Genomic DNA, 26,407 nt, shown 5'->3' on the forward strand with positions numbered 1-26,407 from the left:
TATTAGGTGATTTATAGAGTTTCTCTACACTTCATATAATTGAAAGCATGAGCTTTGTAAAAAGGTATCAGGAGATATTTAGGCCACTACACAAGAAGCTTAAACTTTCTTCTCACCAAGAACCTTTCTAAGCGCTCTTATGGCAGCATCAAGCCCAGTACTTTCTATACTACCATCCACGAATTCACGAATTTCTTTTGAATTCACAATAACATTGACGTTATCACCGCTTGATACTGATAGCTTAAAGATCTGGACTTGTCTGAGCATTTGACCGCTTGGTAAAGTATATTCTTTATTCTCTTCATCTTTTACAGCGCTCACATCACGAGTGGAAATAGATACGACATCTTGATAAAAGAATTCATCATCTCTTTCATTGAGGGGAATACCTCTTAAAAAGTTAAAGTCACACTGATATGAACTCATCTTGTGTTCAGTGAGGTGAATGATAGTCAGAGAATTTAGATTACAGCGAACTTTACCATCATCGCCTTTACGCCACATGATTTCTTCTTTTGAAGAGCCAGAAACATTCCATAGAATAGGCCCTTGAATAATAACAGAGTCTTGCGTTAGTTCAGATTCATCTATGTTAAGTCTTTCCAGCGAACGCCTTTTAAGATCTTCTATATCTTCAGCGAACCACAGATCGATCACTCTATCATCAGGACTAGGGTTTTGAGTTCTACTTTGTTGCAATATAAAACCAATGACCAACAGTACGATGCCGATACCGGCGATCGCAGTAATTAGACCAATAAGAAAGCAAAGAATGATTGAAACCCTTATGAAATCATCTAGAAAATAAGCTCCTATTCTTTGTCTTTTTATATCGTTTGAATCTTTTTTTATAAGCGCTTTGAAGTATTTCTTTTTCAAGTAGAGAAACTGATTCTTCTTAATTTCGAAAGTCTTGAAGTAATCAGAGACAAGCTTTATATTTGTTTGCATATTATACTCCTATGAATACTTTTCGAAAATTGATGTATACAGGTTAGATTTAAACCTTGGTAAAAATGTAATTAGCTCTCTCAAAGCGTTAACGTCTACTTCATTAATCGAATTAATAATTTCCTTAGGGCTCGGAGATGGGCATCTAAGGCTATTGCTGATATAGTAATCGTCTCGAAGGACTGCTCGAAAGAAATGAATGGCAGAGCTTTCGGTAGCTGAGATAAGTGACGTGTTTAGGAGTCTATCAATTTCTTCAACCTCTGCCCGTCTCAAAACTTTAGGGCGTCTACCTCGAAGTTTTGCAAGTGCTAGGTAATAACAAGCTTTAGAGTTCAAGCTATCATGTTCAAGAACTTTGTTAATTAATATGACTGCTTGCTGATAGGATTTTGCCTGAAGTAGTTGTGCCACTTGAATAAGCAAAAAATTATTCTCTGTTAGTTGTTTTTTCGAAGCTGAAGCTGGAGAGGATTTTGCCTGATTCTTACCCTTTAGCAGCAATGGTACAGAATCATCTCCGGTGCCGTTTAGCTCCATAGCTACTTTGCCTAATTCAAAGGCAAATTCCATTGATTTTCCATTTCCTAGAGCGTCATAAAAGCCAACAGAAAACTCAATAGCTGCTCGATCGCCTACGGAAGCATTCATCCCCACTACGTAAGGAACATACTCCACAATTGCTTCTGCCTGTGTTCTGGAATAACAGCTATTAAGTAGTACGCAATTGATTGGGGACTCCTGACTGATCAACCGAAATAAGCTAGCTAAAGCCTGACCAGTTATTAGTTTAGCATTGCCATCGTCTTGTTGAAAATAGAGTCCTGTGTCTCCTGCACCGTGACCTGAAAAGTGAACAATTTGAGGCAACTCTTCTAGCATGGCTCGCTGCAAATCGCGTGGACGCACTGCCCAACGCTGCACAATTTCAAATGCATCACCATGACTGGCCCGTTTCAGTCCTTCGCTAATATCTCGTACTTCTTCGCCTAAATGCAGACGTGTCGTATTTTTAGGATTAGCCGCAAGAATTAAGATTCTACGCATTAATAGAGCGTACTATAATGTACTCCTAGTATAGCTTGTTCATGCGTATTAGTCAGGTACCCGAACGGGTAATCATGCTTCGATACTCTAGCTTTTTCTTCCAAGTTTGATTTGTTAGCCAGGTAGAGCGGGCAGGTCTTTATGAACAACTTTCAACACTTATCGCACTACCTGGCTTTGTCTAAGCAATCTCGATAATTCCCATCATGCCTTGGTCTTCATGATCCAAAATATGACAGTGATAAACCGTGCGACCAACAAAATCTTCAAAGCGGACTCGGATTGTCACAGACTCATAGCCTTTTATGCTAACCGTATCTTGCCAAGACAGCAGCGGTTCTGGCTGTCCATTACGCTCGATCACCTGGAAACGATTGGTATGTAGATGAAACGGATGATCAATGCTAGCTTGATTGACAATGCGCCAATCTTCTACCTGATTGAGTTTGACCCGAGTATCCACACGATTCATATCAAAGGACTTGTCATTAATAATAAATCCGCTATCGCCTCCACCAATACCATGATTGAGAACAAACTCTCGGGTACGACTCGGCGCTGGCAATCGCTCAATCGGAATTAGCGCCTGAGGTAACGGTAGCGGCTCCGCATACTGGCTTGGCTGATAGCGCAACGTAGCAACAGTCGTTTGCACTGGCTGCACTACACCTGGCATTTGTTCAACCGTTTGTCCTAGCGACTCCACCATGGCACCAATTCCCCGATCGTAGGGCAGGCTCGTCAGCTCATAGTCTCCAGGTTGCTGTTGCCCCGAAATCAGCATCTCGGCGCGCTCACCTGGGGAGAGTTGTAAGGTGTTGAGCTGGATGGGATTTGCGATCGCACCTCTATCCGTCGCTACCAGCAACCATGGGTGGTCCCGCAGCTGCAGCTGATAAATCCGAGAGGCTGACGCATTGATCAACCGCAGTCGCAGCAGACCATTTTGTGGCATTGCGATCGCTGGATTACGCTGTCCATTGGCTAGCAACAATGAACCTTCACGGCCCCACTTTCTTCCTAGAGCGTGGGGTTCTACCGGCTGTAGCGTTGGCTCAAAATCTTGTAGCATCAGCACCGACTCGTTTGCCTGCTGCAATTCAGGGATCTCATCGAGGTCACCTCGAATAATCAGCGGACCTGCCAACCCTCCAAAGACTTGCCGAGCTACATCCAGGTGATAGTGAGGATGATACCAGGCGGTAACAGCCGGATGATTCGCTGGGATTTGAAACTCGTAGGTGTAGCGTTCACCAGGAGGCACCGCTCGAAATACATTGTCGATGTCAGGTGAAATATGTAGCCCGTGAAAGTGAAGATTAGTAGGTTGATTCAGCCGGTTTGTAAAACGAATCTGAACCGTATCACCCGGCCTTGCCTCTATCTGAGGGCCAGGTACCTGACCATTGTAGGTGAGTAGGTTAGCAGTTTGGTCACCTATCTGCAGCTGTTGGGCTCTAGCTTCCAAGTCTAGGCTAAGTAACCCGTTTTCACTTCTATAAAGTTGGGTTCTATCTGCATCAATATTCGACGCTCTTGATCGAGAAGAGCCTCTAGAACACTGAGTCAAGAAAGCAGCGCTAGTAATACCTAAGCCCAGATTCAAGAATTGTCTTCTCTTCATGTATCTCATGGCTTCAAATATAAAAATAGTTCACGCATCCATGGGATGCGGATCAGCTTGCTATAGTCGTCACAGTTTCAATTAGTGGACAAATATCTCCCTCCTGCGGAGGCTCGACGGCCCAGCGGTCACGATAGTGTTCCAATTCTGATCGAAAAACTCTCATCTGTTGGATTTTCGCCTCAAGCTGGTCAATCTTCTCTTGTAATAATGACTGCACTAACTGGCATGGCATTTTGCCCTGTCGATGAATGTTCAAAATGGTGCTAATGTCATCTAGTGAAAAGCCCAGAGCCTGGGCTTTCTTGATAAACAAGATTTGTTGGATTGCTGTCGGTGAGTAATAGCGATAGCCATTTTCACCACGCTCGGACTCTAAGATCCCTAAGCTTTCGTAGTAACGCAGTGCCCCGACAGATATATCTGTCTGCTTCGAGACTTCCCCAATTTTGAGCCGTATTGATGTAGACATGAGCCCTAATTTCTTCTAGGAAATAAGCTCATTTTAAACCTTACAGCCCAGTGTAGGGTTTAGACAGACGCTATCTTCTTAACACTACTGCAGCTTTCTTGACTCTAAAGCCCACTGTAGAGTTTACCTTAGAAGGAGTGAGCAACCTGGAGCGCTACGCACTTACTTTCAGGAGCAATCCCCATGACGATAACCTCTACAACCCCTACAGCGCAGTCTGTTTCTCAACCCGTGCGCCTCTACCGCATGGTTACCCCAGAGCATGCATGCCCTTGGGGGCAGCGAGCAGTTACGTTATTGCAGCAAAAGGGAATTGATTTCGAAGATATTCATTTAACCTCCTCTGAAGCCGCAGCCGACTTTAAGACCCAGCATCAGGTTCCTACCACACCGCAAATTTTCTTTGGAGACGAACGCATCGGCGGGTATACGGACCTGGCCAGTTACTTTGAAGTAGAAGCCGAAACAGCTGATTATTCTTATACACCTGTTATTGCCTTATTTTCTACTGCAGGGCTAATGGCCTTAGCCACCTCCCTAGGGCTGAACGGCTTTATGGGCATTTCCCTCAGTATGTTGGCATCGCTCAAGCTGATGGATTTAGACGCCTTCACCGAAAGTTTTGCTAAATACGATCTCATTACCCAGCGCTTGCAACCCTATGCCAAGGTCTATCCCTTTGCGGAGCTAGCCATTGGGTTAGGTTTTCTCTCAGGTATTGCCCCTTTAGCCACAGGTATTGGCTCCCTGGCAGTGGGTCTCAGTGGTGTCATCTCAGTCGTAAAGGCCGTGTATATCGACAAATTAGCCCTTAACTGCGCCTGCGTCGGAGGGAATTCTAAAGCCCCTTTAGGCGTCGTCAGTTTTACCGAAAATGCTCTCATGGTCATTATGGGAGCCATCTTGGTTGTGTCAGCTGCTCACAATGTAGAAACTAATGCTCTAAAGCAGATTGACACTCCAGCTATCGTTCAGCTTCAAGCAGTTTCCTAGCCGCGATTTTATGTCTCTTGTATGATTGACTATCACCCTAGTGTCAGGTTGGAACCCTGTAGATTATGCACCGATGGAAAACTGTTCACTTTAGCGTTCACCCTCAGATCACCATGATGGATTGGATTAAGAAAATCGGGAGTATTGCTCTAATCACCCTAGGACTGCTGATCACTGGCTGTAGCTTGGCCCAGGAACCCGAGCCAAGCGCTCAGGCAGCTCTGGCTAGTGAAATCAATGTGTTCCGAAGCCCTACCTGTGGCTGTTGCGGTCTATGGATTGAACATATGCGTGAGGCGGGCTTTCAGGTCAACGATCAAATCACTGAAGACATGGCCGCGATTAAAGAACAATACGATATTCCCGACAATCTAACGTCATGCCATACCGCTGTGGTAGATGGGTATGTTGTTGAAGGCCATATCCCCGCAGCAGATGTTGCTCGTCTCTTGACAGAGAATTCAGATATCGCAGGTATTGCTGTCCCAGGGATGCCCAGTGGTTCTCCTGGCATGGAATCGGGCAGCTATGTTGAGTCCTACACTGTTTTTGCGTTTGACAAGAATGGTGCAACAACGTCTTTCTCAGAACATTCGTGAACATGTCGCTTATGGGCTCAATACTGTATTTGACCAACTTCGAACAAGTGGTTCAGATAATTAATCAACCTATGAAGCAAGGGCAATCGCTCGACCTCACTATGGCGGTATTGATACTGACCTAAATCTAACTCCGAACCTCACAGGTGATTTCTCATAACCTTCCAAGCCGTGTCTAGAGATAATTGTATTTCTGTTCTACGTACGTTAATATAACAGTTACAGATCTTTTCTGCTGTTTACCATCTGCAGTGGATATACATGCCAATGATAGTCATATAGGTATGACCAATTCCGCTCAAAGATACCAATATCGATAAAGTAGTTACCTGTCTTTAAAGGCAACGACTCCATGGCCAGACTAATAGTGCCTTGGCCTTGAACTAATTCAATTGGTATACCCAACTGTTGAGTATTGGTCTCGTAGTAAACCCTATCTTCTGCGTCAACAATGTAGACACAAAAAATAGGACCATAGATACTCTGCTGAGTCCGATAGTTGATATCTATATGCAATGCTTGATCTAGTCCGATAGCCGAATCTGGACGAAAGTCAACGCAGGTGATTTCGAGATCTAAGTACCCAAATCGATTGTGGTTAACCTTGAGCAGTTTACCATTACTAGCCAAAAAAGTTTCGGCAATGGGATAATCTTGAGAATAGATAAGTTTGCTCAAGTAAATTTTGGGATGGACACGAGACAATGAGGCTGACGGCTGCGCTAACCATTGCTGATGCAGCTTGGGAAAGTCTTTTAATCTGTCTTGCCGAATGAAACAAAGAATATTTTGAGCATACCAAGGTTCGACCTTATCGTTAGACCAAAGGATATCTCTCAAACAATCAACTGCTACATAGTTATAATTTTGAAAAAGCGCGGCCCAATAGTCAGGCCACTGCTCATTCAAATGATCGGTTCCTCCCTGAGAGGGAATTGCAGCCGAGAAAAGGATTACTGGCCCCAAGGAAGTCAATGTTTCTACAAAAGTTTTAGCGGCAGAGGTTGGTAAATGCTCTGCCACCTCCAATGAAACAACTAGATCGAAGGTTTTTTGCAGTTTTAAGGGTATGGAGAGGTCCCATGCTAGAATTTCTTCTTGAGAAATTCTAAGCTGAATCTTGGTTGCTAATCCATCGATTCCTAAACAGGATTGGATGCCGTGCTCCTTGAAGACAGACAACCAGGTGCCATCACCACACCCTACATCAACAATATTTTTAGGATGGAATAATTCTAAAACTACTGGAACGATTTCTTGAGCCGAGCGCTTTGCCCCATGATGTAAAGCCCAAAAGAATTCCTGATCGTAAGAAGTAGCCATCGCAAAAATCGCTAGATTTTTTCTAGGATAACAATATCTTGTGCACCGATAGGTTGCAATGCATTACCCGACCAAAGCCCTGGAACAGGCTCCTGGGAAAGCTTCAACCCTGCTTTTCTGGCAAATTCTTCAATTAAAGAAAGGCGATAGGCTGTCATTTCTTCTACATTCTCTGGATTTGCGATCGCAAACTTGTCATCCCAATCTTCGTAGGAGTGCTCAAATTCAAAAATTGAATTGTTGAACCCCAGAGGTCTTGGATTGCCCGATACATAATTATCTAGCAAAAAGAAGCTAAACACACACCGGCCTTTATCTTTTAAGACCCTAGCAGCTTCCTTAAAATAATGCTGAGTATTTTCAGGTAGTAAATGGGTAAATACGGACGCCGCATAGACTAACTCGAAGGACGCAGATGGATATGGAAATCTAAACTCCGTAGATTTAGTCTTGCCATCTGGGTTGTAATAAGTGTTGAGAATATCTGCCCATGCAAACCTAAATCTAGGGTGAGCCGTGCTAAATTTTTCTTTTAGAAAATCAATTTTGTACTTGCTAATATCAAAGCCATCGTAGGAGCCTGTACCTATTAGAAGATAGCGTAACGGAAAGGCAATTCTTCCTAGACCGCATCCGATTTCTAAAACAGATGTATTGGCATTCAGCTTTCCATAAATCCGCAACAACATACTCCACTCTTCGGCCCAGCGAAACCATTCTTCAATGGTGTCAATTCCCTCTGAATCCATTAAATTGAGTGGCGGGACTAAATCAGGCTCATAGGCAATATTATAGGTTTTCTCTTTTTTCTGAGAGGATAAACTCATAATCATGTCTTTTCTCCAAAGTAAGAACTAAATAATACAAACAGTAAGACTTAAAGTCTTAAAGTAGTCAGCAGATCATGCTAATGCTTTTAAAGTCTCCTAAAGTAGCTAACTAACTGTGTGAGGAACTTTATAAAGCACCCATTTGGGCGTTTTATCTTGAAAATGACAAGTGCGGTTGATATGCTCTACCAATTCTGGATGATCAACCCAAAAGTCTTTTTTTCGCTCATCAACAATACCTAACCAATCTGCACCCTTGCGACGTAGATTCTCCAACATAAATATAGCCTCATTATCGTCTTCAGGTAAATGATTCCATGCACGACCTTTGGTCTCAGTAGAATGTGAGAAAACCCAGCCTTTTCTTTGGCTGTAGTACAGTGCAATCGGATCATCAATCGTATTCGCTAAGGTAACGATCATCTCATCCGGTCGAGTGATTTTCCTAAGCTCCAAACCCAGTTCATAACTTTCTTGTGCATAAGCTTGATAAAGATGATCGGTAGATGTGTGACTATTAACTCCAACAAAAAACAAGAAAAATATAGCCATGCTAGCAGAAAGTATCGGTTGTTTATTGGAAGTAAGAAACGAGATCAGTTGGACAATGCCATGACCAACCAAAGCTGCAACAGCTGGATTTAGAATGGCGAGAGACCAAGGATAGTAAATAATCTCTTTAGCGCTCAACAGATAAAAAATACCAAAGGCCAACAGCCAAGTATGAAATAACCACGGTAGCGGAGTCACATAGTTACATCCAGGTTTTCTTTCGATTTTCTGTTTAAGACCAGGCAGGATAAATCCGATAAAGGCTAATAGCAAGATAGGTGCTGTCCATAGCCATTCATACATTATTTGCCAAAGGGTTGGCAGGAAATAGTTTTGACTCATCCATGCACCTATGCCATCTTCCCAAACTAGATTTTCCACACCGATTAATGGTTGCTCTGTGTGGCTAGGGTTGATGTGATATGCCCAGAGAAGATTAAAAATAACAGCCTCTATCGTAAATAAGATAAACGTTGCCAAGGCCGCCAAATTGTAGCGCTTTTTGCCAGCAGAGTTGCGCGTATAGCAGGCAATAGCGTATAGCATGGGAATAATCACCAAAAGACCAATGCATTTTGTGATAAATCCCCATGCACCAGTAATTCCAGCAAAAAATAGGTAACGTTCACGGCCAGTGCGCAAATAGAGCAGTAACATCCAAAAACTTGTTGTTACTAAAGCCACCATTGCTGGATCGCTTAAAAATGATCGATCAATAAAAATACCACCTGGCATAATTGCTAAAATAGCTGCGCTGACTAAAGCTGTTTTTTTATCTCGGATGTGGCTAACTAGCTGATAGAGAGAAAAAATACCCCATAGACTAAAAACAATAGAAACCGATCTCCCTATCCATTCATGCTCCCCCATTAGAAAATACAGCGTGCCCGCAATGTAGCTGACTGTAGGAAATTCACGAGCTTGATAGTTGGGCTCATATCCTCCCCAACTAACCTGGGGATGAAACGGATTCCATTCAACCCTAAAGAAATTGTCGGCAATCATAGCCGTATTAGCTTGGGGCCAACTAAAAGCATCAATAAAAGGCTGATTAATATTGTGCAGTCTTAGCACTGCCGCGAGGGCTAAAATAAGAATTAAACTATAACTCTCTAAAAAAGCATTTTTAGTTTTCATAGAGTGTCCTACCATAGTTAGCACATCTGCTGTGTCAGGAGTGCCTAATAGAATATTTGACATTACTGATCCTCGTAGTGACTTGGGCAAGGAAAGGCCTTCAAGTAGTAACGGCTACAGATCGTGTCATTACGAGGATCAATCAGCAATTGAGCTCATTTACACAGCGAGCGAGAAGACTAAACACTTAATAATTCCCATTTTTGAGAAGGGCTTGAAGCCGATACTAGAGTATTAGAGCGTTGAATAATAATAGGATATACTTGCCAATGAAAGTCGTAGGAATAGGACCAATCTTTTTCATAAATACCAACATCAATAAAATATTGTCCTGTTTCCAGATTGGGGCATTCAATCTCAAGGGCAATCCGTCCCTGGCCTAGAATAGTGGGCAAAGCAACATCGGCCAAACTAGTATTCGTTTGATAACAGTTGACACCTTTAGTATCGCTGATACTAATACCAAAAATAGGAGACTCCACGGGCGAGTGAGCCACATAATCAATCAGTAGCCGTAGAGGTCTTCCCCCATAGGTTTCGACAACGCTATCCTGATTTGGGGTTTGTATTTGTAAGCTAAGTACTTCAGCTTCTAAAGAACCAAATCGATTTTTGTTAACCTTGAGTTCAAAACCTGAAACTGTTTTTACAGATGGATGGCTAGTTGGTGTGCGTTTGCGAGTTTCTAACCGCATTGCATCCACATATTGCTGAATAACAGTTTCAGGATCACCGTAGGCTGCCATTTGTCCACGACTTAGCCATAGAGCTTTATTACACAAAGATTTAATTTGGTCTGGACTGTGGGAAACAAGAGCAATGGCACACCCCTGTGCCTTAAGCTCGCTGATCCGATTGAGACATTTAGTCTGAAAAGCTAGATCACCGACGGAAAGGAATTCATCCACCAACATTACTTGAGGATCGGTATGAACAGCTACGGAAAATGCTAAGCGCATCATCATACCGGTGCTGTAAGTTCTTAGAGGAAGATGAATGAAATTTTCAAGTTCAGTAAACGCAATGATTTTATCTAAACGTTGGGTGACTTCACGGCGAGTTAAACCGGCTGAAATAGCTGTTACATAGATATTCTCTCGACCAGTTAAGTCTGAATGGAATCCTGCTGCTAGATCTAACAGGGCTCCAATTCGACCGGCTATCATAACTTGTCCTTCGTCAGGTTGGATAACCCCACCTAACAGCTGCAATAGCGTGGACTTACCTGCCCCATTTTTACCGATAATTCCCAGCATTTCACCGGGGGCAATTTCAATTGTGACATCCTTGACAGCCCAAAATTTTTGGACAGACTGCATGAATTTAAATCCAGATAAAGCCGCCTCCATAATAGTCGCAGGGCGTTGACTGTTATAGTACTTATACCGTTTGCCGAGGTTCTGAGCGATAATTGTTCCGTTCATCTACAGCTCCTCCACAAAACGACCACTCTGATCTAAAAACAGCCTATGGCTTAGAGGTAGTATGATCAGTGCTCCAAATCCTATCCAAAGGAGAGGCATCAAGGCAGGAAGAGAACCATCAATTAAGATAGAGCGATAGGCCGTTACAAGGTGTACCATGGGGTTGAACCCATAGAAGTATTGAATCTCTGTGGGAACGTTGCTGATATCATAGAAAATAGGTGTCAGGTAAAAGAACATTTGTAAAAGAACACCCAATGTGTGCTGAGTGTCCCTAAAAGTGACATTTACAGCAGCTAAAAAATAGGCAAAGCTCAGTGTTAAAAGGAATTGTAATAGCTGTAAAACTGGTAGTAAAAAGATCACTGACTGAAGTTGTATACCGTCAATAACTAGAAAAACGATCAGAATAGGCAGAGCCAATACAAAGTGGACTAGCCCCGTTATTACAATTACAACCGGTAGGATTGATTTCGGAAAGCCAGGTTGACGAATCAATGCACGGTTAGAAATAATGACTCCTGCCGCTTGAAAGAGTGATGTTTGAAACCACGTCCAAATCAAAAGTCCTGTAAATACGTAGGATGAATAGTTAGGGACATCTAAAGGTAGGACAATCTGAAATATAAAGGCAAAAACAGCTAGATTCAATAAGGGTGCAATTAAGGTCCACCCTACGCCGAAAATAGATCGTTTATAAAGTAGCTTCATATCCCGTGAAACTAGCTCACGGATAAGGTCATACTGGTAAATAAATTTTCTCTGTAACGGCTGACTGACTAATGTCTGTGGTAAAAACATAGTGTTATCACTCCTGATTAAGACGGGCAACTAAGGGGGTGGGCGAAACCAAATCGTTTAAAGGCTTATCATCAGCCACACCTAAACAGCCCGGTACCTCAATGACTAAAGATAGTGGCTGGGTCGTTCCTATTCTCTTTATGCGCCAGTGAGAGAGTAGTAACCCTAGAGGAGCTAAGAAATTACCTCGTATTTCTAATAAAATAAACGAAATTGGATATGTACTTAATCCTCTCAAGCGATAGTAGATCCGCGACAGGTGAGCTAATGGCAAACCGAAGAATAGTCGCGCTACAACCCTAAGATCTTTATCTTTGAGCAGGGTTGTTAAATGATAAGCAACATGGCCCTTACTATAGTGAAAAATCTGTCGTCGTAACGCTTGCGTTGTACGGCGATGCCTGTGCCAAACATAAGCGTCTGGAGTATAGACGAGGGTGTAGCCAACTTTAAGCGCTTTGTAGAAAACGTAGGTGTCTTCTCCACAACCGCCTGCGGGAGTACCAGGTCCCAGGGCTTCGTTCATTAGACCAATTTTGGGATCAGCAAATATTGACTTTCTAAAGGCCGCATTAGCAGTTGCGCCTAGATCCCATGTCGGCACTGTCCGAAATGGATTCTCTTCAAACCAATCTCCACCTACCTCATAGGCGTTAAACCCTCTGCCTAAACCGCCGTAGCTTTCAAAAAGATGTTGAGCATAGGTTTCTAGTTCAACCGGTAATACGTTACCTGTCACGATAACTACATCTGGGCGGGAGAAAGGGGCCACAAGTGTTTCTAACCAGGTGGATGGCATTGTCACATCGTCATCTGTTGCAACAATGATGTCACCATTACTAGCGGATATGCCTGCATTACGAGCATAGGCAAGTCCCTGATGGGCTTGATTCACTAGTCTGACCGTTGGAAACTCTGCTACGACAGGTGGAGTTAATTTTGATTTAGGATTATTATCAACAACAATAATTTCTATTGCTCGATCAGACTCTTGCTGGATTAGGCTTTCTAAACATTTACGTAGGTCATCAGGGCGATCATAGGTTGCTAGAACAACGGATGCAGAAACACTAGCAGGTAGGGCTAATGAGTGACGGCCTTGTAAGTCATTGGGTGTAAGCCTTGTTTTTATGGTCATTAGTAGTTTGGACCATACATCTGCAGAATTAGATTTTTCGACTAGTTCTAGAATCTTGAGACCAAAGGAAGCTGTTAGCACTTCGATTAAGCGACTAACGCTAATAGGTTGATAAACATTCGCAATATAGGTATTACCAAGAGACTGTCCTTTCCACGTGGCAAAGATCTGAACACCGCCATAGGCAGCCACGTCAGTCATTGGGTTTAGTGGCTCGCTGAGTTCGATATTACGAATAGCTGTCCCTTCTTGATGCTCCTTTTTGTTAGAAGCGAGTACTTGCTTACGAACTTCTAAAAATTGAGGCTCTAGAGGAAAGTCCTTGGCAATTTTCTTGGCATTGCTGTGGGCTTTCCAATAACGCCCCAAGCTTTGAAAGCAACCACGGAACTCAGCAATAATAAGGTCTCTGGGAAAACGAAATGGGTGCAGATAAGATAGCAATAACCGACGTAGATTCCACCACCATAGCCACCATATACTCAACTGATAAAAGCTACTTTTCTCGTCAGGATAGTAGCTTGAAGCACGACTAAAATAGGAAAATAGCCCAATGCCATTGTTGGCAATTTGAGACCTTAATTTTTCATAGTTACGGCGATGGCGATGTCTCACCATCGCGTTAGGCTCATAGACGAGGGTGTGCCCTTCTTTCAATACACGAAAGAACATTTCTAAATCGCCACCGCCATTAGTAACGGTGCCAACGTCTAATGCTGGGTCAAAATATCCTATCTCTTCAAATACTAAACGGCGATAGGCCATGTTAGCACCCGTGCCAAATTGTCCTGCCCCTAACCATTGATATGGAAGACGTTTGTTCTCACTGCGATACCACTTTCTTTCAAACCCTCGACCAAAGCCACCGTAGGTTTCAAAGAGTACCTGAGACTCTGTTTCTAGCTCGTAGGGAACCACCAACCCCGTTACCGCCATAACATCCTCGTTGTCGGCAAAGACCTTAGCGATTGATTGGACCCAGTATTTATCGACAACTACATCATCGTCGGTATAGGCGATAATATCACCGTTAGATTCAAAAATGGCTCGATTTCTCGCCCAGTCCAAGCCAGGACGGGGCTCGCAAACATATCGAAACTGTGGAAATTTTTGTTCTAGAAGGTTTCGAGTATCGTTGTTAGAAGGTGCATTATCGACCACTAACACCTCAAAACTGGGATAGTCAAGGGTAGCTAATCCTTCGAGACATAACGCTAAATCATCTGCTCGATCCCGAGTGCATACGGCTACGGTAACAAACGGATATGGCTGAGACAGCTGACGATTGCTTGCCTCAAATAGATGTTCAATATCAAAGACATTTGCTTTATTATCGTCAGCTAGCCGCTTGCGCAAAAGACGTTCAATAAATCCCCAGCTATGTTGCTGCATGACTGCATCGGTAATAGCTTCAGCTGTCACATATCCACTGGTGATGGGGAGTTGAATATAGCCTAAGACCGTTTCCCTAAATCGCACAAGACCTTTAAAGGCCATATATCCATCCAGATTTTCTACTTTCTGGATAGGGTGACTTAAATCAATATCAGTAATTTTAATTGGATAGAGCATGTTATAAGAATTTCTAGATAATTAGCTATATGACGAACTAGGTCTTATTTGATGCTGGCCTGTAAGCCTATTGCTTTAGGGGATAGTGTCTCTGATTTACTGTTTTGCTGGGAGTATCGAGAAATAAGGTTATGAAATGTGTTGCCAATCAGTAGTTTGAATTGAATGCGAATAGTCGGAGGTTTAGAAATAACAGGGCTAGAATCGGCTTTTCTGAAAAAACGACATGGGCCAACCAACAATGATGTTATATAGTTCAACAGGCTGCTAACAGAATCAGGACCTGTCGATATTAGTCCCTTGAATAGGAGCAGGTAAAAACCATATCGAAAAGGGATAGTTATCGGGTCTAATTGCAGGGCTGTCAACAGCCATTTCACTGTACGGTTTGGATTACCGTTAAGGTAGCTTTGTCGGGCTAAGTACATATAAAAGCTACTTTTGGATAATCGATAACAAAGGCTAAGATCGTCCTTCCGTCTGAGGCTCGTCTTTTTTAGCATATAGCTGTGTGACTGAGCCATCTTGACTGTATCTTTAGAAGACATGCTTTCGGGTGTTCTGCGGTACCCAATTAGGAATTCTGGCACTACGTCGAATGCATACTTTTCGGCTATGCGTAGATAAAGATCCCAATCCTCACAGCCCTGGATCTGTTTTTGATGAAAGCTGTCATCATAACCTCCTACTGCATCAAAACATTCACGCCGAATGAGGCTTGCACTGGCATTACCTAAAAAGTTATGGCAAAGTAAGGTTCTAGCAACGGAGCCTTTAATTCTAGCTGCTCGGAAATTTCTGAGTAGATGATCATCGTCATCAATATCTACGGTCCAAGCGTAGCAAAGACCTAGAGGCTTTCCAGTCTTCTGAAAGCAGTTGAGCTGTTTGACTATGTTCTCGGGATACCAGATATCATCAGCATCTAGAGGGGCGATAAAGTCTCCCTTGGCATGGCGTATACCGGTATTACGAGCAGCGGCAACACCGCCATTAGTTTGTTGTAAAAGAACAATGCGCTGATCTTGACCGGCCATGGCGCGAACAATCTCGGCAGTGCGATCGCAAGAACCATCATCCACCACAATAATTTCCAGATTGCGGTAGGTTTGGTTCAATACTGATATTATTGTGCGCTCAATAAAATGCTCAGCGTTATACGCTGGAATTATTACTGAGACCAGTGGATTCTCACTCTTCATGCGATTACCTACCCACTAAAACGTGTTCTTGCTGACGATGCACAGCAGACTGGATAGTTTTAACTGGACGACGATAGTAGCCATGGTGCTTCTGATGCCACTGCCAGGCATGGGTCAAGATATCATTCAAGTCAGAAAATTGGGGTTGCCATCCCAACATTGCTTTAGCTTTTTCGTGGCTACCCACCAAGACAGGAGGATCGCCAGGGCGTCGTTCTGCTTCAATTACGTTGATTGGCAGTTGGGTTACCTGTTTTGCGGTCTCGATTACTTGTCTAACTGAAAAGCCGTGATTGTTGCCCAAGTTAAAGACTTCGCTACTGCCCCCGTTAAGCAAATGCTCCAGTCCTAAAATATGGGCTTGAGCTAAATCCATGACATGGATATAGTCGCGCACACAGGTTCCATCGGGCGTTGCATAGTCAGTGCCAAAAATTGAAATAGAGTCTCGATGCCCCAAGGCTGTTTGCAAAACAAGGGGAATCAGATGCGTCTCGGGGGTGTGGTCCTCCCCTAACTGCCCATCGGGATCTGCTCCAGCAGCATTAAAGTATCGGAAGCATACAGACTTTAATCCGTAGGCCTGATCAAAGTCCTGTAGAATGCGCTCAACCATGAGCTTGCTAGCCCCATAGGGATTGATGGGGGTTTGTACAATCGTTTCGGTGATGGGTACTGTTGCTGGAATACCGTAGGTAGCACAGGTAGAGGAGAATACAAAGCGCTTAACATTGGCCGCAATCATAGCTTCTAAAAGATTGACGGTACCCGCTACGTTGTTACGGTAATACTTAACCGGGTCTTTTACAGATTCACCAACATAGGCATAGGCGGCAAAGTGCATAACGCCGACGATGTTTCGGGTGGCAAAAATGGCATCTAGAAGGGTGCGATCGCAAATATCACCGACGATGAGCTCAGCCTGTAGTACTTGCTCAATAACATTTCGATGCCCATAAACAAGATTATCGAGAATGAGCACATGATATCCTTGATGCTGTAAAACCTTGACAACATGGGAGCCAATGTAACCAGCACCACCAGTTACCAGAATAGTCGGTTCAGAGAACATCATCGCCAAATATAAAAGATAAATTGATATTAAAGCCGGGCGAGACTAATAGAAAAAAGTGATTTAAATAGCCGGGGCAATCACTTAACAAAAATCACGCCTAGATTTATAAGTAGTCGCATCGCAGCAACCGTATAAGCCACTAATAGAGAATCTTTCGAAAAATTCAGTAGCGGCCTTATGGAAGCATTTTCCCCTACCTAAAACTATCACACGCGTAATTATGGGCACCTATAATTCTGTGGGCTTTATCCAACTTTTCTATTAGTCGCTGCCAAGACAAGAATTTATAAGAAACAAGTTTTGATAAAATCAATTATTTTCTTCCGGAATTTATGTTGGTCTTTAAAATCTTCTTGTTTCAGTACATGAGAGCGTTTCAATATTGAAAAAAATATCAAATAGCATGATGTCAGCTTGGTCACAGACATATTTGAAGACCCTTTCAAAGGACGTTGCTGATCCTTGAGATGAATTCATCTGTCAAAGTCAAGCTGCATAGCAAGGTTTACAGATTGGTTCATTCTCTAGATCAGCAACTGTCCGTGGGTCTATGCCTTAGCTATTGGCATCACCTATTGACGCTTAGGAGAAATTAGCACTGTTGTTTAGGTCGGCCACTGTGATATTGCTCACCTGCCCGATGCTCTCGCTCCCGACAAAGATAAAGGCATCCGCTGCATTATCTCCTTGTCCTTGGAAGAAGCTCAAATCACCAAAGGCCAGACTGTCTAGCTCGAGCGTATCTGAACCAATGGTAAAGTCGCCAACAAAGTTGTACGCGCCACTACGGAAGATGAACGTATCAGCGCCATCACCGCCAAAGAGGGTATTTAATCCACTGCCACCGTCGATGAGGTCGTCACCAGAGCCGGTTTGGACATAGTCATCGCCGCTACCGGTAAGGATATCCTTATCCCCATCTCCTGTCATGGGGCGGGTGTCATTCATGTAGATAATGTTGGCACCATCGCCCGCTCTGACAATGTCAGTGCCGGTACCTAAACCGATGGAGTCGTCACCGCTACCTGTCGTGATGTCATAGTCCCCTTGCTCTACATAGACGGTGTTGACACCATCACCCAGGTCGAGCACGTTGGTACCACCGCCGCCATTGACACTGTAGACAAAGTCATCGCCACTATCGGTCGTTACCGTAGAGTCGCCGGTGCCAATACCGATCAGGTCGTTACCCCCATTACCATTGACGATGTCATTGCCGGTCTCACCTGCCCAAATGTTGTCATCGCCAGAGGTGCCGCGAATTGTGTCATCAGGGCTATTGGTACCGTCAGAGTTACTAAATAGCTCACCCGTATAGGTCTGATTGGCTTGAAACGCTTTACCTCGGACAATATTGTCATCGTCGACAAAGATGTCGGAGCCGTCAGTTACGCCTAGCAGGTTTGAGATCGCAGCATCAGCTTGAATAAACCCTGCCCCAGTTAGCCGATCAAAGCCTGGCGTTAGCATATCGATGGCAGTTGCCTCTAGGGCTGCCTCGATCTCGGCTGGTGTAGCATCAGGCTTGGCCTGCAGCATTAGGGCCACCACGCCAGCGGCATGGGGCGCAGCAGCAGAGGTGCCAAAGAAGTTATTAAATCCATCATTTTCAGGATCTTCACCGGGAGCAAAGAAGGTGGTATTTGTACCATCTACGGAAGTGAAGTCGGGAGCATCACGTACAATCGGAGTTGCCAGTCGATTGCCAGCCGTGTCAAAGAGAATGGGTGTTCCCCCCAACGAGGTCGAATCTTCGGGCAGAGGAGGTGTTTGGCCAAATGCGGGTGTGTCTTGATAAAACGCAGCTCCAACGGTCAGTACGCCCTCAGCATTAGCATTACTGATGGTTGTGGAAGCAGGCATAAAGAACTCACCATCTCTGGTACCGCCGGCAGTGTCGAGATACTTTACCCGACCGACTGATGGGCCACCTGCCGGTATAAACTGACCAAATGCTAGGTTATAGGTAGCCGTTGAACCTGTATTATTTGTGAAGTCAACTATCTCATAAGCATTACCGCCAATGTTATTGTCTTCACTGGATGCGAGGATTAGACTGCCGGATGCATCGTACAGAAACACATCCATATCATTAGCAGTCGGGGCTCCACCAGCAGATGCAAAGGGCTGATCCCATTGGAAATTTACTTCGATAGATTCACCATCTTCCAGGGTGAATTCTTGCAATATATCCGTCCCAGTGCCTGGATCAAAATCGTGCCATAGATAGTCCGTATTAAGCGGATCGGTGACCCCTCGAAATACCGAGTCGTAGGACTGATCGGCTTCGTTACCGGAGGAAGATAGATAGGTAACCCCGCTTGCGATCGCGGCTTCGGCAGCCTGGGCAACAACGCCATCCTGAAACCACGGCTCGTCGTAATAGCTCAGGTCATCTACGATAACGTCAGCCCCAGCAGCAACCAACGCATTAATACCAGCAGCAAAAGCAGCCCCATCGGCACCCCCTGCGTGAAACAGCAGCGATGCTCCCGGAGCGATATCATACACCAGCTGGGCCATGGCACGACCTTCATCCGTACCGCTTTGGTCGTCTTGTACGATCGTCAAATCGCTAGGCAAATCTCCACTGGCAACGTCATCGTTGAAGCCGCCTAGGGCGTTGAAGCTATCTGAAATGACGCCAACTGTAATGCCATCGCCGTTTAGACTAAATGTTGAACGGGCAATGTCGGCTCGCAAAGCCTGGTCGCCCTGACTGACAACCGAACCTTGATTGGTATTAGAAGACATAAGTTTCTCTGATTGATTTTCAAGCAATGTGAAGAGAGAATTTAAATTCGTGTCCCCCATCCCTGAAGACAAAATGTGCTAGAGCTAGTCTTGAAGTTAAAGCTCTTGGCTTATCCCAGAGGTATATTAGTAGTTATACTTAAGCAACTCTACCTAGACATTAAATACTTCTCTAATTAAGGCAATCTTTATCAAACTGTATTTTTTATGACTTTTATATAATCGTTGTTCTATTCACTTACCTGATTTATAAAAAGCTTTCTAATGGCGCATATAGATTCAGCCTATTTGCCTAAGAAATTACGCCAAGAGAACGTTGACATTGAGCCAAAGCGCTCTAATACAGACGTTTATCTAAACTTCAGGGTGCATATAAACTCACAACAAATCACGTACTTCATGCTTCGTTAAACCATTGCATTACCAACACCTAAAAAGGAGATTCCCATAAAGATTAAATAAAGAAACTGAGTTATGATTGTTCGTCTTAGGCATATGCCCATATATCTTGAAATAGCTTTAGCTTGGCCTTATTCATTGACCTGTACTGAGCCGCTGTATTTTTTTAGAGTTCTTCTTTGAAGAAAAGTCTGAAGGTTAAGTATCAAAATAACTCGTTAATTTAATATCTTTAGCCTTTAAACACTAATTTTTCTATGCCTCAATCATCTCCAATATCAGATATCTCAGTTGTTATTCCGGTTCATAATGGTGGAGTTGCCTTTAAACGTTGCCTAAAGGCAATGGCTCAATTACATCCTCAACCACGAGAGATCATAGTTGTTTCTAATGGCGACACAGACGAGAGCTGGTTAGCAGCTAAACAGTCAGGTTTTATCGTCATCCGATTGCCCACAGCTGGTGGCCCCGCTGTCGCCCGTAATATAGGCGCAAGAGCTGCTAAGGGAAAATATCTGCTATTTATCGATGCGGATGTAGAAGTTAAACCGATGACAATTGCTCAAGTTTCAGCAATCTTTCAGCAAGAGCCCACTCTAGCAGCCATCATGGGCTCTTATGATGACGAACCAGGAGATCCTAACTTCCTGTCGCAGTATCGAAATTTGCTTCATCACCACACCCATCAAGCCTCCTGCTCAGACGTCTCCAGCTTTTGGGCCGGTTGCGGAGCCATTGACCGAAAAATTTTTCTAGCTATGGGTGGCTTTAATGAACGCTACCGCAAACCCTGCATTGAAGATATTGAATTAGGCTATCGGCTTAAGCAAGCCGGTTATACCTCAAAACTTTGCAAAGATATTCAGGTCAAGCATCTTAAATCTTGGACCATGTTCTCTCTGTTAAAAACAGATATCTTCTATCGGGCGTTACCTTGGACATCCTTAATTTTAGCCAACCGTCATATTAACAACGAGCTGAATCTGAAACTAGAGAACCGAATTAGCGCCTGTCTTATATACGGACTTATACTATCTGTTCTGGCCATTGTCTGGAGCGGAATTATTGGGTTCTGGCTGACAATCATTTTTGCTTTGAGCCTGATATTTCTTAACCGGTCACTTTATCGCCTTTTCTATTCTCGTCATGGTTTGAGATTTAGCATCAAAGCCATATGCTGGCACTGGTTTTACTACTTATATAGCAGTATGGCTTTTGCCAGCGGATACATATGGTACGAATTTAAATGCTCGCCATTTTTGCAAGCCATTATCAAAGTAACCCCTTAGAATCTAAAATCCTTAAATAGGCTGCCCTTGAAAACATCGATAACTATTAATCTAAGTGAGACTTTATTGGCTGACAATTCAATAGTGTTTTTTGAGGTGATGTTACTTCTCAACCCAATAAATTTACGCTCTATTTAGCCGCAGTCTGTTTACATACCATAGATAATTCCAGAAAACACTAACATCTGAACTTATTAAAGAAAACTAATAAAATGGCTATACAAACCGACAATACATTATCTCAGAAGACCCATTATCCGACTATCATTATAGGGGCAGGGCCAGCTGGTTTGACCACAGCCTATCAGCTCACCAAAGCTCAGACTAGCTCTTTAGTGCTCGAACAAGCTGGCCAGGTTGGTGGAATTGCCCGCACAGAAAGCTACAAAGGATATCGCTTTGATATTGGTGGCCATCGCTTCTTTACCAAGCTAACTGCCGTTCAACAGTTTTGGGAAGAGATTTTAGGGCAAGATCTGTTAAAGGTTTCTCGTTTATCTCGTATTTACTACAATGATATCTTCTTCAACTATCCGCTAACTCTATTCGACACCCTATTTAAGTTAGGCGTTGTCGAGAGTATAAGAATTATCGGTAGTTATATTAAAACTCAGTTAAAGGCTCAGTTTTCTCGCAGCACCAAGCCAGAAACATTTGAGGACTGGGTAAGTTACCACTTTGGAGGACGGCTATTTCAAACTTTCTTCAGAACCTACACGGAAAAGGTGTGGGGAATCTCCTGTAAAGAACTCCAAGCTGATTGGGCTGCCCAACGGATTCAAGGTCTCTCCTTAACTAAAGCAGTTGTTGATACGTTGATTCGCAATCGAGATACCAAGACCCTGATAAAGTCCTTTTATTATCCCAGGCTAGGCCCTGGCATGCTTTGGGAACGCTGCCATCAAAAAGTTATAGCTCAAGGTGGTACGGTTACACTAGAAACATCGGTCAAATGTCTAAAACACAAAAATAACCGAGTTCAGCAGGTGATTGCACATACTGCAGGCACTCAGATAACGTTTACGGGTGATCACTTTGTTTCTAGCATGCCCATCACTGCGTTAGTCAAAGTTTTAGATCCACCTGCACCTGTACCTGTGCTTCAAGCAGCTAAATCACTTAAATACCGGGACTTTTTACTAGTTGCGCTGATTCTTGACGAAGCTGATGTCTTTCCCGACAACTGGATCTACATCCATAGTCCAGAAGTCCATGTGGGACGAATTCAAAATTTCAAAAACTGGAGTATTGAGATGGTCCCTGACCCAAGTAAAACTTGTCTGGGCCTAGAATATTTTTGTAATGAAACAGACGAAATTTGGCATTACTCCGATGCCAGCCTCGTTGAAATAGCTATCCGAGAGTTAGTTACGTTAGGATTACTCACTAAGGACAGCATTATCGATGGTAAAGTCTTGCGCCAACGTAAGGCTTATCCTATCTACGATCGCAACTACCATCGGCATTTAGAAACTATTCAAACCTACTTAGCGACTTTTGAGAACTTGCAAACTATTGGGCGAAACGGAATGCATCGCTATAACAACCAAGATCACTCTATGATGGCAGGCATTCTAGCTGCCCAGAATATTTTAGGTGATTCCCACAACCTTTGGCAGATTAATACAGAAGCTACTTATCATGAGGCCGGTTATACTCAGGCAAAATCAGCTGTCTCACCGGTGTCAGACAACCCAAGCGAGGAACGAGCAAAACCGATCCTAAACGTTGCTTATATCAGCAATGCTGAATAGATTGATAGTGATCGATGCGGTAGAGACGCGATATGGGAACATCTGTAGATGCTTTATTTTATACTGGTATGGGGACTGCTGCTATGTGTGAGCTTTATCACAGGGATCGGTATTTTAAATCTTTTTAGGATAGATGAATTTAATCGAGTAGGAGATCGCTTCTTTATCTCTTCTTGGTTAGGGCTCGTTATTATCGCTAATGGTTTTCTGAGCCTATCCCTTTTTGTACCTCTATCCCCCCTAGTGGGACTCGCCGCACTCATAAGTATTACCAGTTTGTGTTTAAACTTTCCAAATGTCAGAAAAGACGTTGCAAGTATTCTTCTGCGTGTACCAGATCGTTGGTTACTCACGGCTGGCTGTATCGCGATGGTTACCGCTCTTTTCACTTCACAGCAGGTAACCTGGTTTGACACAGGACTCTACCACTTTGGCTCAATTCGATGGATGGCTGATTATGGTGCGGTTCCGGGTCTAGCGTTACTCAACAATGGATTTGCATTTATTTCTGCTTGGTTTGCCTTAGCAGCCCCCTTGAATCCTGATTTTATGGGGTCTCGCAATACGGCTATTTTAAACGGGTATCTTTTATTTGTCCTACTTTTACAAACCAGTATCTCGATCCATTATGTTTTTATAAAAACAGCAACCAAAACAGACTGGTTTCTTGTAATCTATAGCTTCCTGACCCTGCCTCTTTTTGTTGTTACTCCTTTCCTGTCAGCTGTTTTAGTATCACCCTCTCCCGATTTCCCAGTAATACTACTCACCGGCATCGTAGCTTGGACTATTGTATACCCTCTGAAACTCCCTTCTCAGGCCTCTACAATAAAAGACTTTACAGGGGTTCGTGTAGATGCCTCGTTACAGGAATCTAATGCTGCCATAGTGACTCTAATACTAGGGCTTGGCACCGTAACATTTAAGCTCAATGGCTTACCTGTTTTAGGTATTTCAAGCTTGTATTATATTGCCCACTATTGGAAAAAACCTATTTCTATATTTTTTGGATCTGGCCTGACGATACTTCTGTTATCACCCATGATTATATTTGGAGTAATTACCTCTGGGTGCCCGCTCTATCCCTCCTCCTTTATGTGTGTATCAGCTCCCTGGACCTTGTCTAACCAGCAGGCTGCGGACGCCCTGGCGAGCATTAACGGCTGGCAAAGCTGGTTTGGATCCCCGTCCAATGATACAAATACGTGGCTGTGGACCTTTAGTCAGTGGCTACAGCTCTCTCACTTAAACAAAGCTATGCTGTTTTTAGCCGCTATGGCTGTTCCTATTAGTGTTTGGGGACTTCGAAAAGCTAAACAGCAGGGTCACGGGGCAGACGTTTGGATTATTGCCCTCAGCTTACTGGGCATGGGCTTTATTTTCAGCCAGGCTCCTTTAATTCGATTTGGCCTAGGATATTTTCTCCTCTTGCCAACGCTGTTGCTCTCCACTGTTTGTACTCAAACTGTTAGTCAACTATCTGGCAAAGTTCATCAATCATCTATTTCTCGAATAGTGCTGTCTAGCAAGGCTAGATTATCAGCACTATTTGTCGTCACCGTTTTTCTATCGAGCGTTCGTGGAATTAACGTCAGTCAACAACTGATGATTCCACCAGAACTACCAGGCGTCACAGTCAATCAGATCAGGGTCAACGATGTTGATTATTTTTTACCTGAAAATACCAATAAGTGCTGGGGTGTCGACTTACCCTGTGCACCTGAACCATTAGAGAGCGATATATGGCTACGTAATCCTCAGAAAGGGGTTGCCGCTGGTTTTCAGAGGAAGCCCTAGATGAGTTAAATGAAGTCGTTGCAAGCCCTGCAGTTGTGCCAATGATTGAAGTTCTTATAGTAGAAAAGGAATCAAGCAATATTAAGCCCAAAAACTAAACCTACTCTACGGGAGTTTTTCTGCCTGCCTTGTTTCATAACGCTTTCAGCATTGAAAATCGTTGCAATTTCGGTAACCCGCCCAAAGCTTGATGTATCCCTGTTTATTCTGGACTAACGTTCAAAGGGATATCAAGTAATGGCTAGACGGCTGTGGTTATTTGGGCTAGGGGCAGTAGCAATGGTGGGATTGCCCTATCAGGCTGAGGCAAATTTATCGTCTGAATCTGCCGCTGTATCAGATACACCCGCTATCGCCCAAGAGACACCTCGAATTGTGCGTCAACAGCAGTTTGAAGAGTATCGTCAGGTCATCGAAAAAACACAGTCGATGATCCATGACCAAAGCAGCCAAACTCTGGCGGACCGATGGGGGCTAGATATTCTCGATGTCACCTGGGAAGATACCGGTCGCTACGATAATTCTGCTGTCGGTCCCAACATTAGCGATATGACCATCCAGGTGCAGCAACAGGATCCTGACACGGGTGAATACTCGCTGCATTTAATGCCGGTGATCCGCTACCCCAACTTTGCCGATATCACTGGGGATGTGCCCATCGATCAGTTGTATGTGCTCACGGGTAATGAACAGGGCGACGATCTGCAGCGCGTTTCTCTCAAGGATGTGCTGGGGGATTTGCGCAGCTATCTCAGTGAACCTGATTCTTGGCAAGGTAGCGAAAAATCGTTGCTAGCTGACCGGGATAGCCATGTGTTGGTCAGTGCCCAGGCTGCATTTTTGCCAATTCCCCAGGGGGATGAGGCTATGTTTAACCCGGTTCTTTTTAACTATCAGTCCTACTCAGGTGATCCTGCCGTACTAACGCTGCTAGTCACCCGTGAAGGCACCAGCGCCACCATTATTGACAACCAGCGCGACGGGTTTGATGCGGGCCGTACCTGGGGGCAGCGGCTGTTTTTTAATCAAGCGGGTGAACGCGCTAGCCTGACGGGGCAGCGGCTCAGTGATTTTCAGGTTGGCAGCAGCCCCAGCACCCCATCCACTGATAGCTCTGATGCAACCACAGAAGACGATGCGGGCCTCAATATGGTGATGCTGATTCAAGTCCCCCTCAAACAAAAGCAGCCGTTTGTATCGGACGCTCCTTATGCAGCGGCGGTCATGGAAGCCGCAGATGCGGAGTTTAGTCCCCTAGAGCGCAGCAATGTTGAAGCTGCTGTCATTGGCCACGGAGAGGTGGAAGGCCCCTTTACCGAAATCGATAACCTGGAGATTGAACGGGATCCAGACTTTCCTATTCGGGTGACGGTGCAGTTTTATAAAGCCACCAGCAATGGCGTGGTTTCTGCCGAGGACATGGGCGAAATCCATGCCCAAATTCAGCAGGTGTATAACGACGCTGACTATGTTGGCAGCCTGGTGCTCGATGGTCGCCAAGACCGCCCGACGGAGTATGACGGTGACCATACTGAACCCGATGACTGGTGGGAGCGTTTTTGGGAGCATTCTCGGAATCGGCTAGACCTGAGTGAAGAAGAAGCTAGAGACCTATGGGAAAGATTGAGAGGGGAGTAGGGAGTAGGGAGTACGCTGCGCCCCATGCCCCAT

19 protein-coding genes are annotated in these 26,407 nt (G+C 44.1%); 6 read left to right on the forward strand and 13 right to left on the reverse strand.

Annotated features, from left to right (window positions below):
• Window positions 1-99: 99 nt before the first annotated feature.
• The 4 genes from IQ260_RS07355 to IQ260_RS07370 all read right to left on the reverse strand — a co-directional run bounded on the left by IQ260_RS07355 (window position 100) and on the right by IQ260_RS07370 (window position 4,097).
• Complete coding sequence (locus tag IQ260_RS07355) at window positions 100-954, reverse strand: hypothetical protein (RefSeq protein ID WP_193992238.1); 855 nt, start codon at window positions 952-954, stop codon at window positions 100-102.
• A 9-nt stretch (window positions 955-963) separates the two neighbouring features.
• Window positions 964-2,001, reverse strand: a complete 1,038-nt coding sequence (locus IQ260_RS07360; RefSeq protein WP_193992240.1) for a CHAT domain-containing protein — start codon at window positions 1,999-2,001, stop codon at window positions 964-966.
• 181 nt (window positions 2,002-2,182) lie between these two features.
• The gene (locus IQ260_RS07365; RefSeq protein WP_228015674.1) at window positions 2,183-3,469 is read right to left on the reverse strand and encodes a multicopper oxidase family protein; all 1,287 of its coding nucleotides are present in this window, start codon (window positions 3,467-3,469) and stop codon (window positions 2,183-2,185) included.
• Window positions 3,470-3,677: 208 nt separating this feature from the next.
• Complete coding sequence (locus tag IQ260_RS07370) at window positions 3,678-4,097, reverse strand: heavy metal-responsive transcriptional regulator (RefSeq protein ID WP_193992244.1); 420 nt, start codon at window positions 4,095-4,097, stop codon at window positions 3,678-3,680.
• A gap of 183 nt (window positions 4,098-4,280) precedes the next feature.
• Between IQ260_RS07370 and IQ260_RS07375 the strand changes: the two genes are divergently transcribed.
• Both IQ260_RS07375 and IQ260_RS07380 read left to right on the forward strand, forming a co-directional pair.
• Window positions 4,281-5,090, forward strand: a complete 810-nt coding sequence (locus tag IQ260_RS07375) for a MauE/DoxX family redox-associated membrane protein (RefSeq protein ID WP_193992246.1) — start codon at window positions 4,281-4,283, stop codon at window positions 5,088-5,090.
• A 65-nt stretch (window positions 5,091-5,155) separates the two neighbouring features.
• The gene (locus IQ260_RS07380) at window positions 5,156-5,689 is read left to right on the forward strand and encodes a DUF411 domain-containing protein (protein WP_228015675.1); all 534 of its coding nucleotides are present in this window, start codon (window positions 5,156-5,158) and stop codon (window positions 5,687-5,689) included.
• A 219-nt stretch (window positions 5,690-5,908) separates the two neighbouring features.
• On the opposite strand, the gene IQ260_RS07385 is transcribed toward IQ260_RS07380, so the two are convergent.
• The 9 genes from IQ260_RS07385 to IQ260_RS07425 form a co-directional block, all read right to left on the reverse strand.
• On the reverse strand, window positions 5,909-7,012 hold the full coding sequence (locus IQ260_RS07385) for a Wzt carbohydrate-binding domain-containing protein (RefSeq protein ID WP_193992248.1): 1,104 nt from the start codon (window positions 7,010-7,012) through the stop codon (window positions 5,909-5,911).
• A gap of 11 nt (window positions 7,013-7,023) precedes the next feature.
• On the reverse strand, window positions 7,024-7,839 hold the full coding sequence (locus IQ260_RS07390) for a class I SAM-dependent methyltransferase (RefSeq protein WP_228015677.1): 816 nt from the start codon (window positions 7,837-7,839) through the stop codon (window positions 7,024-7,026).
• A 108-nt stretch (window positions 7,840-7,947) separates the two neighbouring features.
• The gene (locus IQ260_RS07395) at window positions 7,948-9,594 is read right to left on the reverse strand and encodes an ArnT family glycosyltransferase (RefSeq protein WP_193992252.1); all 1,647 of its coding nucleotides are present in this window, start codon (window positions 9,592-9,594) and stop codon (window positions 7,948-7,950) included.
• 116 nt (window positions 9,595-9,710) lie between these two features.
• Window positions 9,711-10,955, reverse strand: a complete 1,245-nt coding sequence (locus tag IQ260_RS07400) for an ABC transporter ATP-binding protein (RefSeq protein WP_193992254.1) — start codon at window positions 10,953-10,955, stop codon at window positions 9,711-9,713.
• A complete protein-coding gene (locus IQ260_RS07405) occupies window positions 10,956-11,756 on the reverse strand; it encodes an ABC transporter permease (RefSeq protein WP_193992257.1) in 801 nt (266 codons plus the stop codon). It abuts the gene before it with no gap.
• A 7-nt stretch (window positions 11,757-11,763) separates the two neighbouring features.
• Window positions 11,764-14,466: a glycosyltransferase gene (locus tag IQ260_RS07410; protein ID WP_193992259.1), complete on the reverse strand. Its 2,703-nt coding sequence runs from the start codon at window positions 14,464-14,466 to the stop codon at window positions 11,764-11,766.
• A 44-nt stretch (window positions 14,467-14,510) separates the two neighbouring features.
• Window positions 14,511-15,668, reverse strand: a complete 1,158-nt coding sequence (locus tag IQ260_RS07415) for a glycosyltransferase family 2 protein (RefSeq protein ID WP_193992261.1) — start codon at window positions 15,666-15,668, stop codon at window positions 14,511-14,513.
• A gap of 4 nt (window positions 15,669-15,672) precedes the next feature.
• Window positions 15,673-16,743: a UDP-glucose 4-epimerase GalE gene (galE, locus tag IQ260_RS07420; RefSeq protein ID WP_193992263.1), complete on the reverse strand. Its 1,071-nt coding sequence runs from the start codon at window positions 16,741-16,743 to the stop codon at window positions 15,673-15,675.
• 582 nt (window positions 16,744-17,325) lie between these two features.
• Complete coding sequence (locus IQ260_RS07425; protein ID WP_193992265.1) at window positions 17,326-19,497, reverse strand: S8 family serine peptidase; 2,172 nt, start codon at window positions 19,495-19,497, stop codon at window positions 17,326-17,328.
• Window positions 19,498-20,153: 656 nt separating this feature from the next.
• Here IQ260_RS07425 and IQ260_RS07430 point away from each other — a divergent pair.
• From IQ260_RS07430 to IQ260_RS07445, 4 genes are all read left to right on the forward strand, one after another.
• On the forward strand, window positions 20,154-21,185 hold the full coding sequence (locus IQ260_RS07430) for a glycosyltransferase family 2 protein (protein ID WP_193992268.1): 1,032 nt from the start codon (window positions 20,154-20,156) through the stop codon (window positions 21,183-21,185).
• A 212-nt stretch (window positions 21,186-21,397) separates the two neighbouring features.
• Window positions 21,398-22,939, forward strand: a complete 1,542-nt coding sequence (locus tag IQ260_RS07435; protein WP_193992270.1) for an NAD(P)/FAD-dependent oxidoreductase — start codon at window positions 21,398-21,400, stop codon at window positions 22,937-22,939.
• Between the two features lie 48 nt (window positions 22,940-22,987).
• The gene (locus tag IQ260_RS07440) at window positions 22,988-24,736 is read left to right on the forward strand and encodes an LIC_10190 family membrane protein (RefSeq protein ID WP_407657728.1); all 1,749 of its coding nucleotides are present in this window, start codon (window positions 22,988-22,990) and stop codon (window positions 24,734-24,736) included.
• A gap of 237 nt (window positions 24,737-24,973) precedes the next feature.
• Entirely contained in the window at window positions 24,974-26,374 is a 1,401-nt protein-coding gene (locus tag IQ260_RS07445; RefSeq protein WP_193992273.1) for a hypothetical protein, read from the forward strand.
• Window positions 26,375-26,407: the final 33 nt, after the last annotated feature.

Source organism: Leptolyngbya cf. ectocarpi LEGE 11479 (assembly GCF_015207065.1).
GTDB lineage: Bacteria > Cyanobacteriota > Cyanobacteriia > Phormidesmidales > Phormidesmidaceae > Leptothoe > Leptothoe ectocarpi.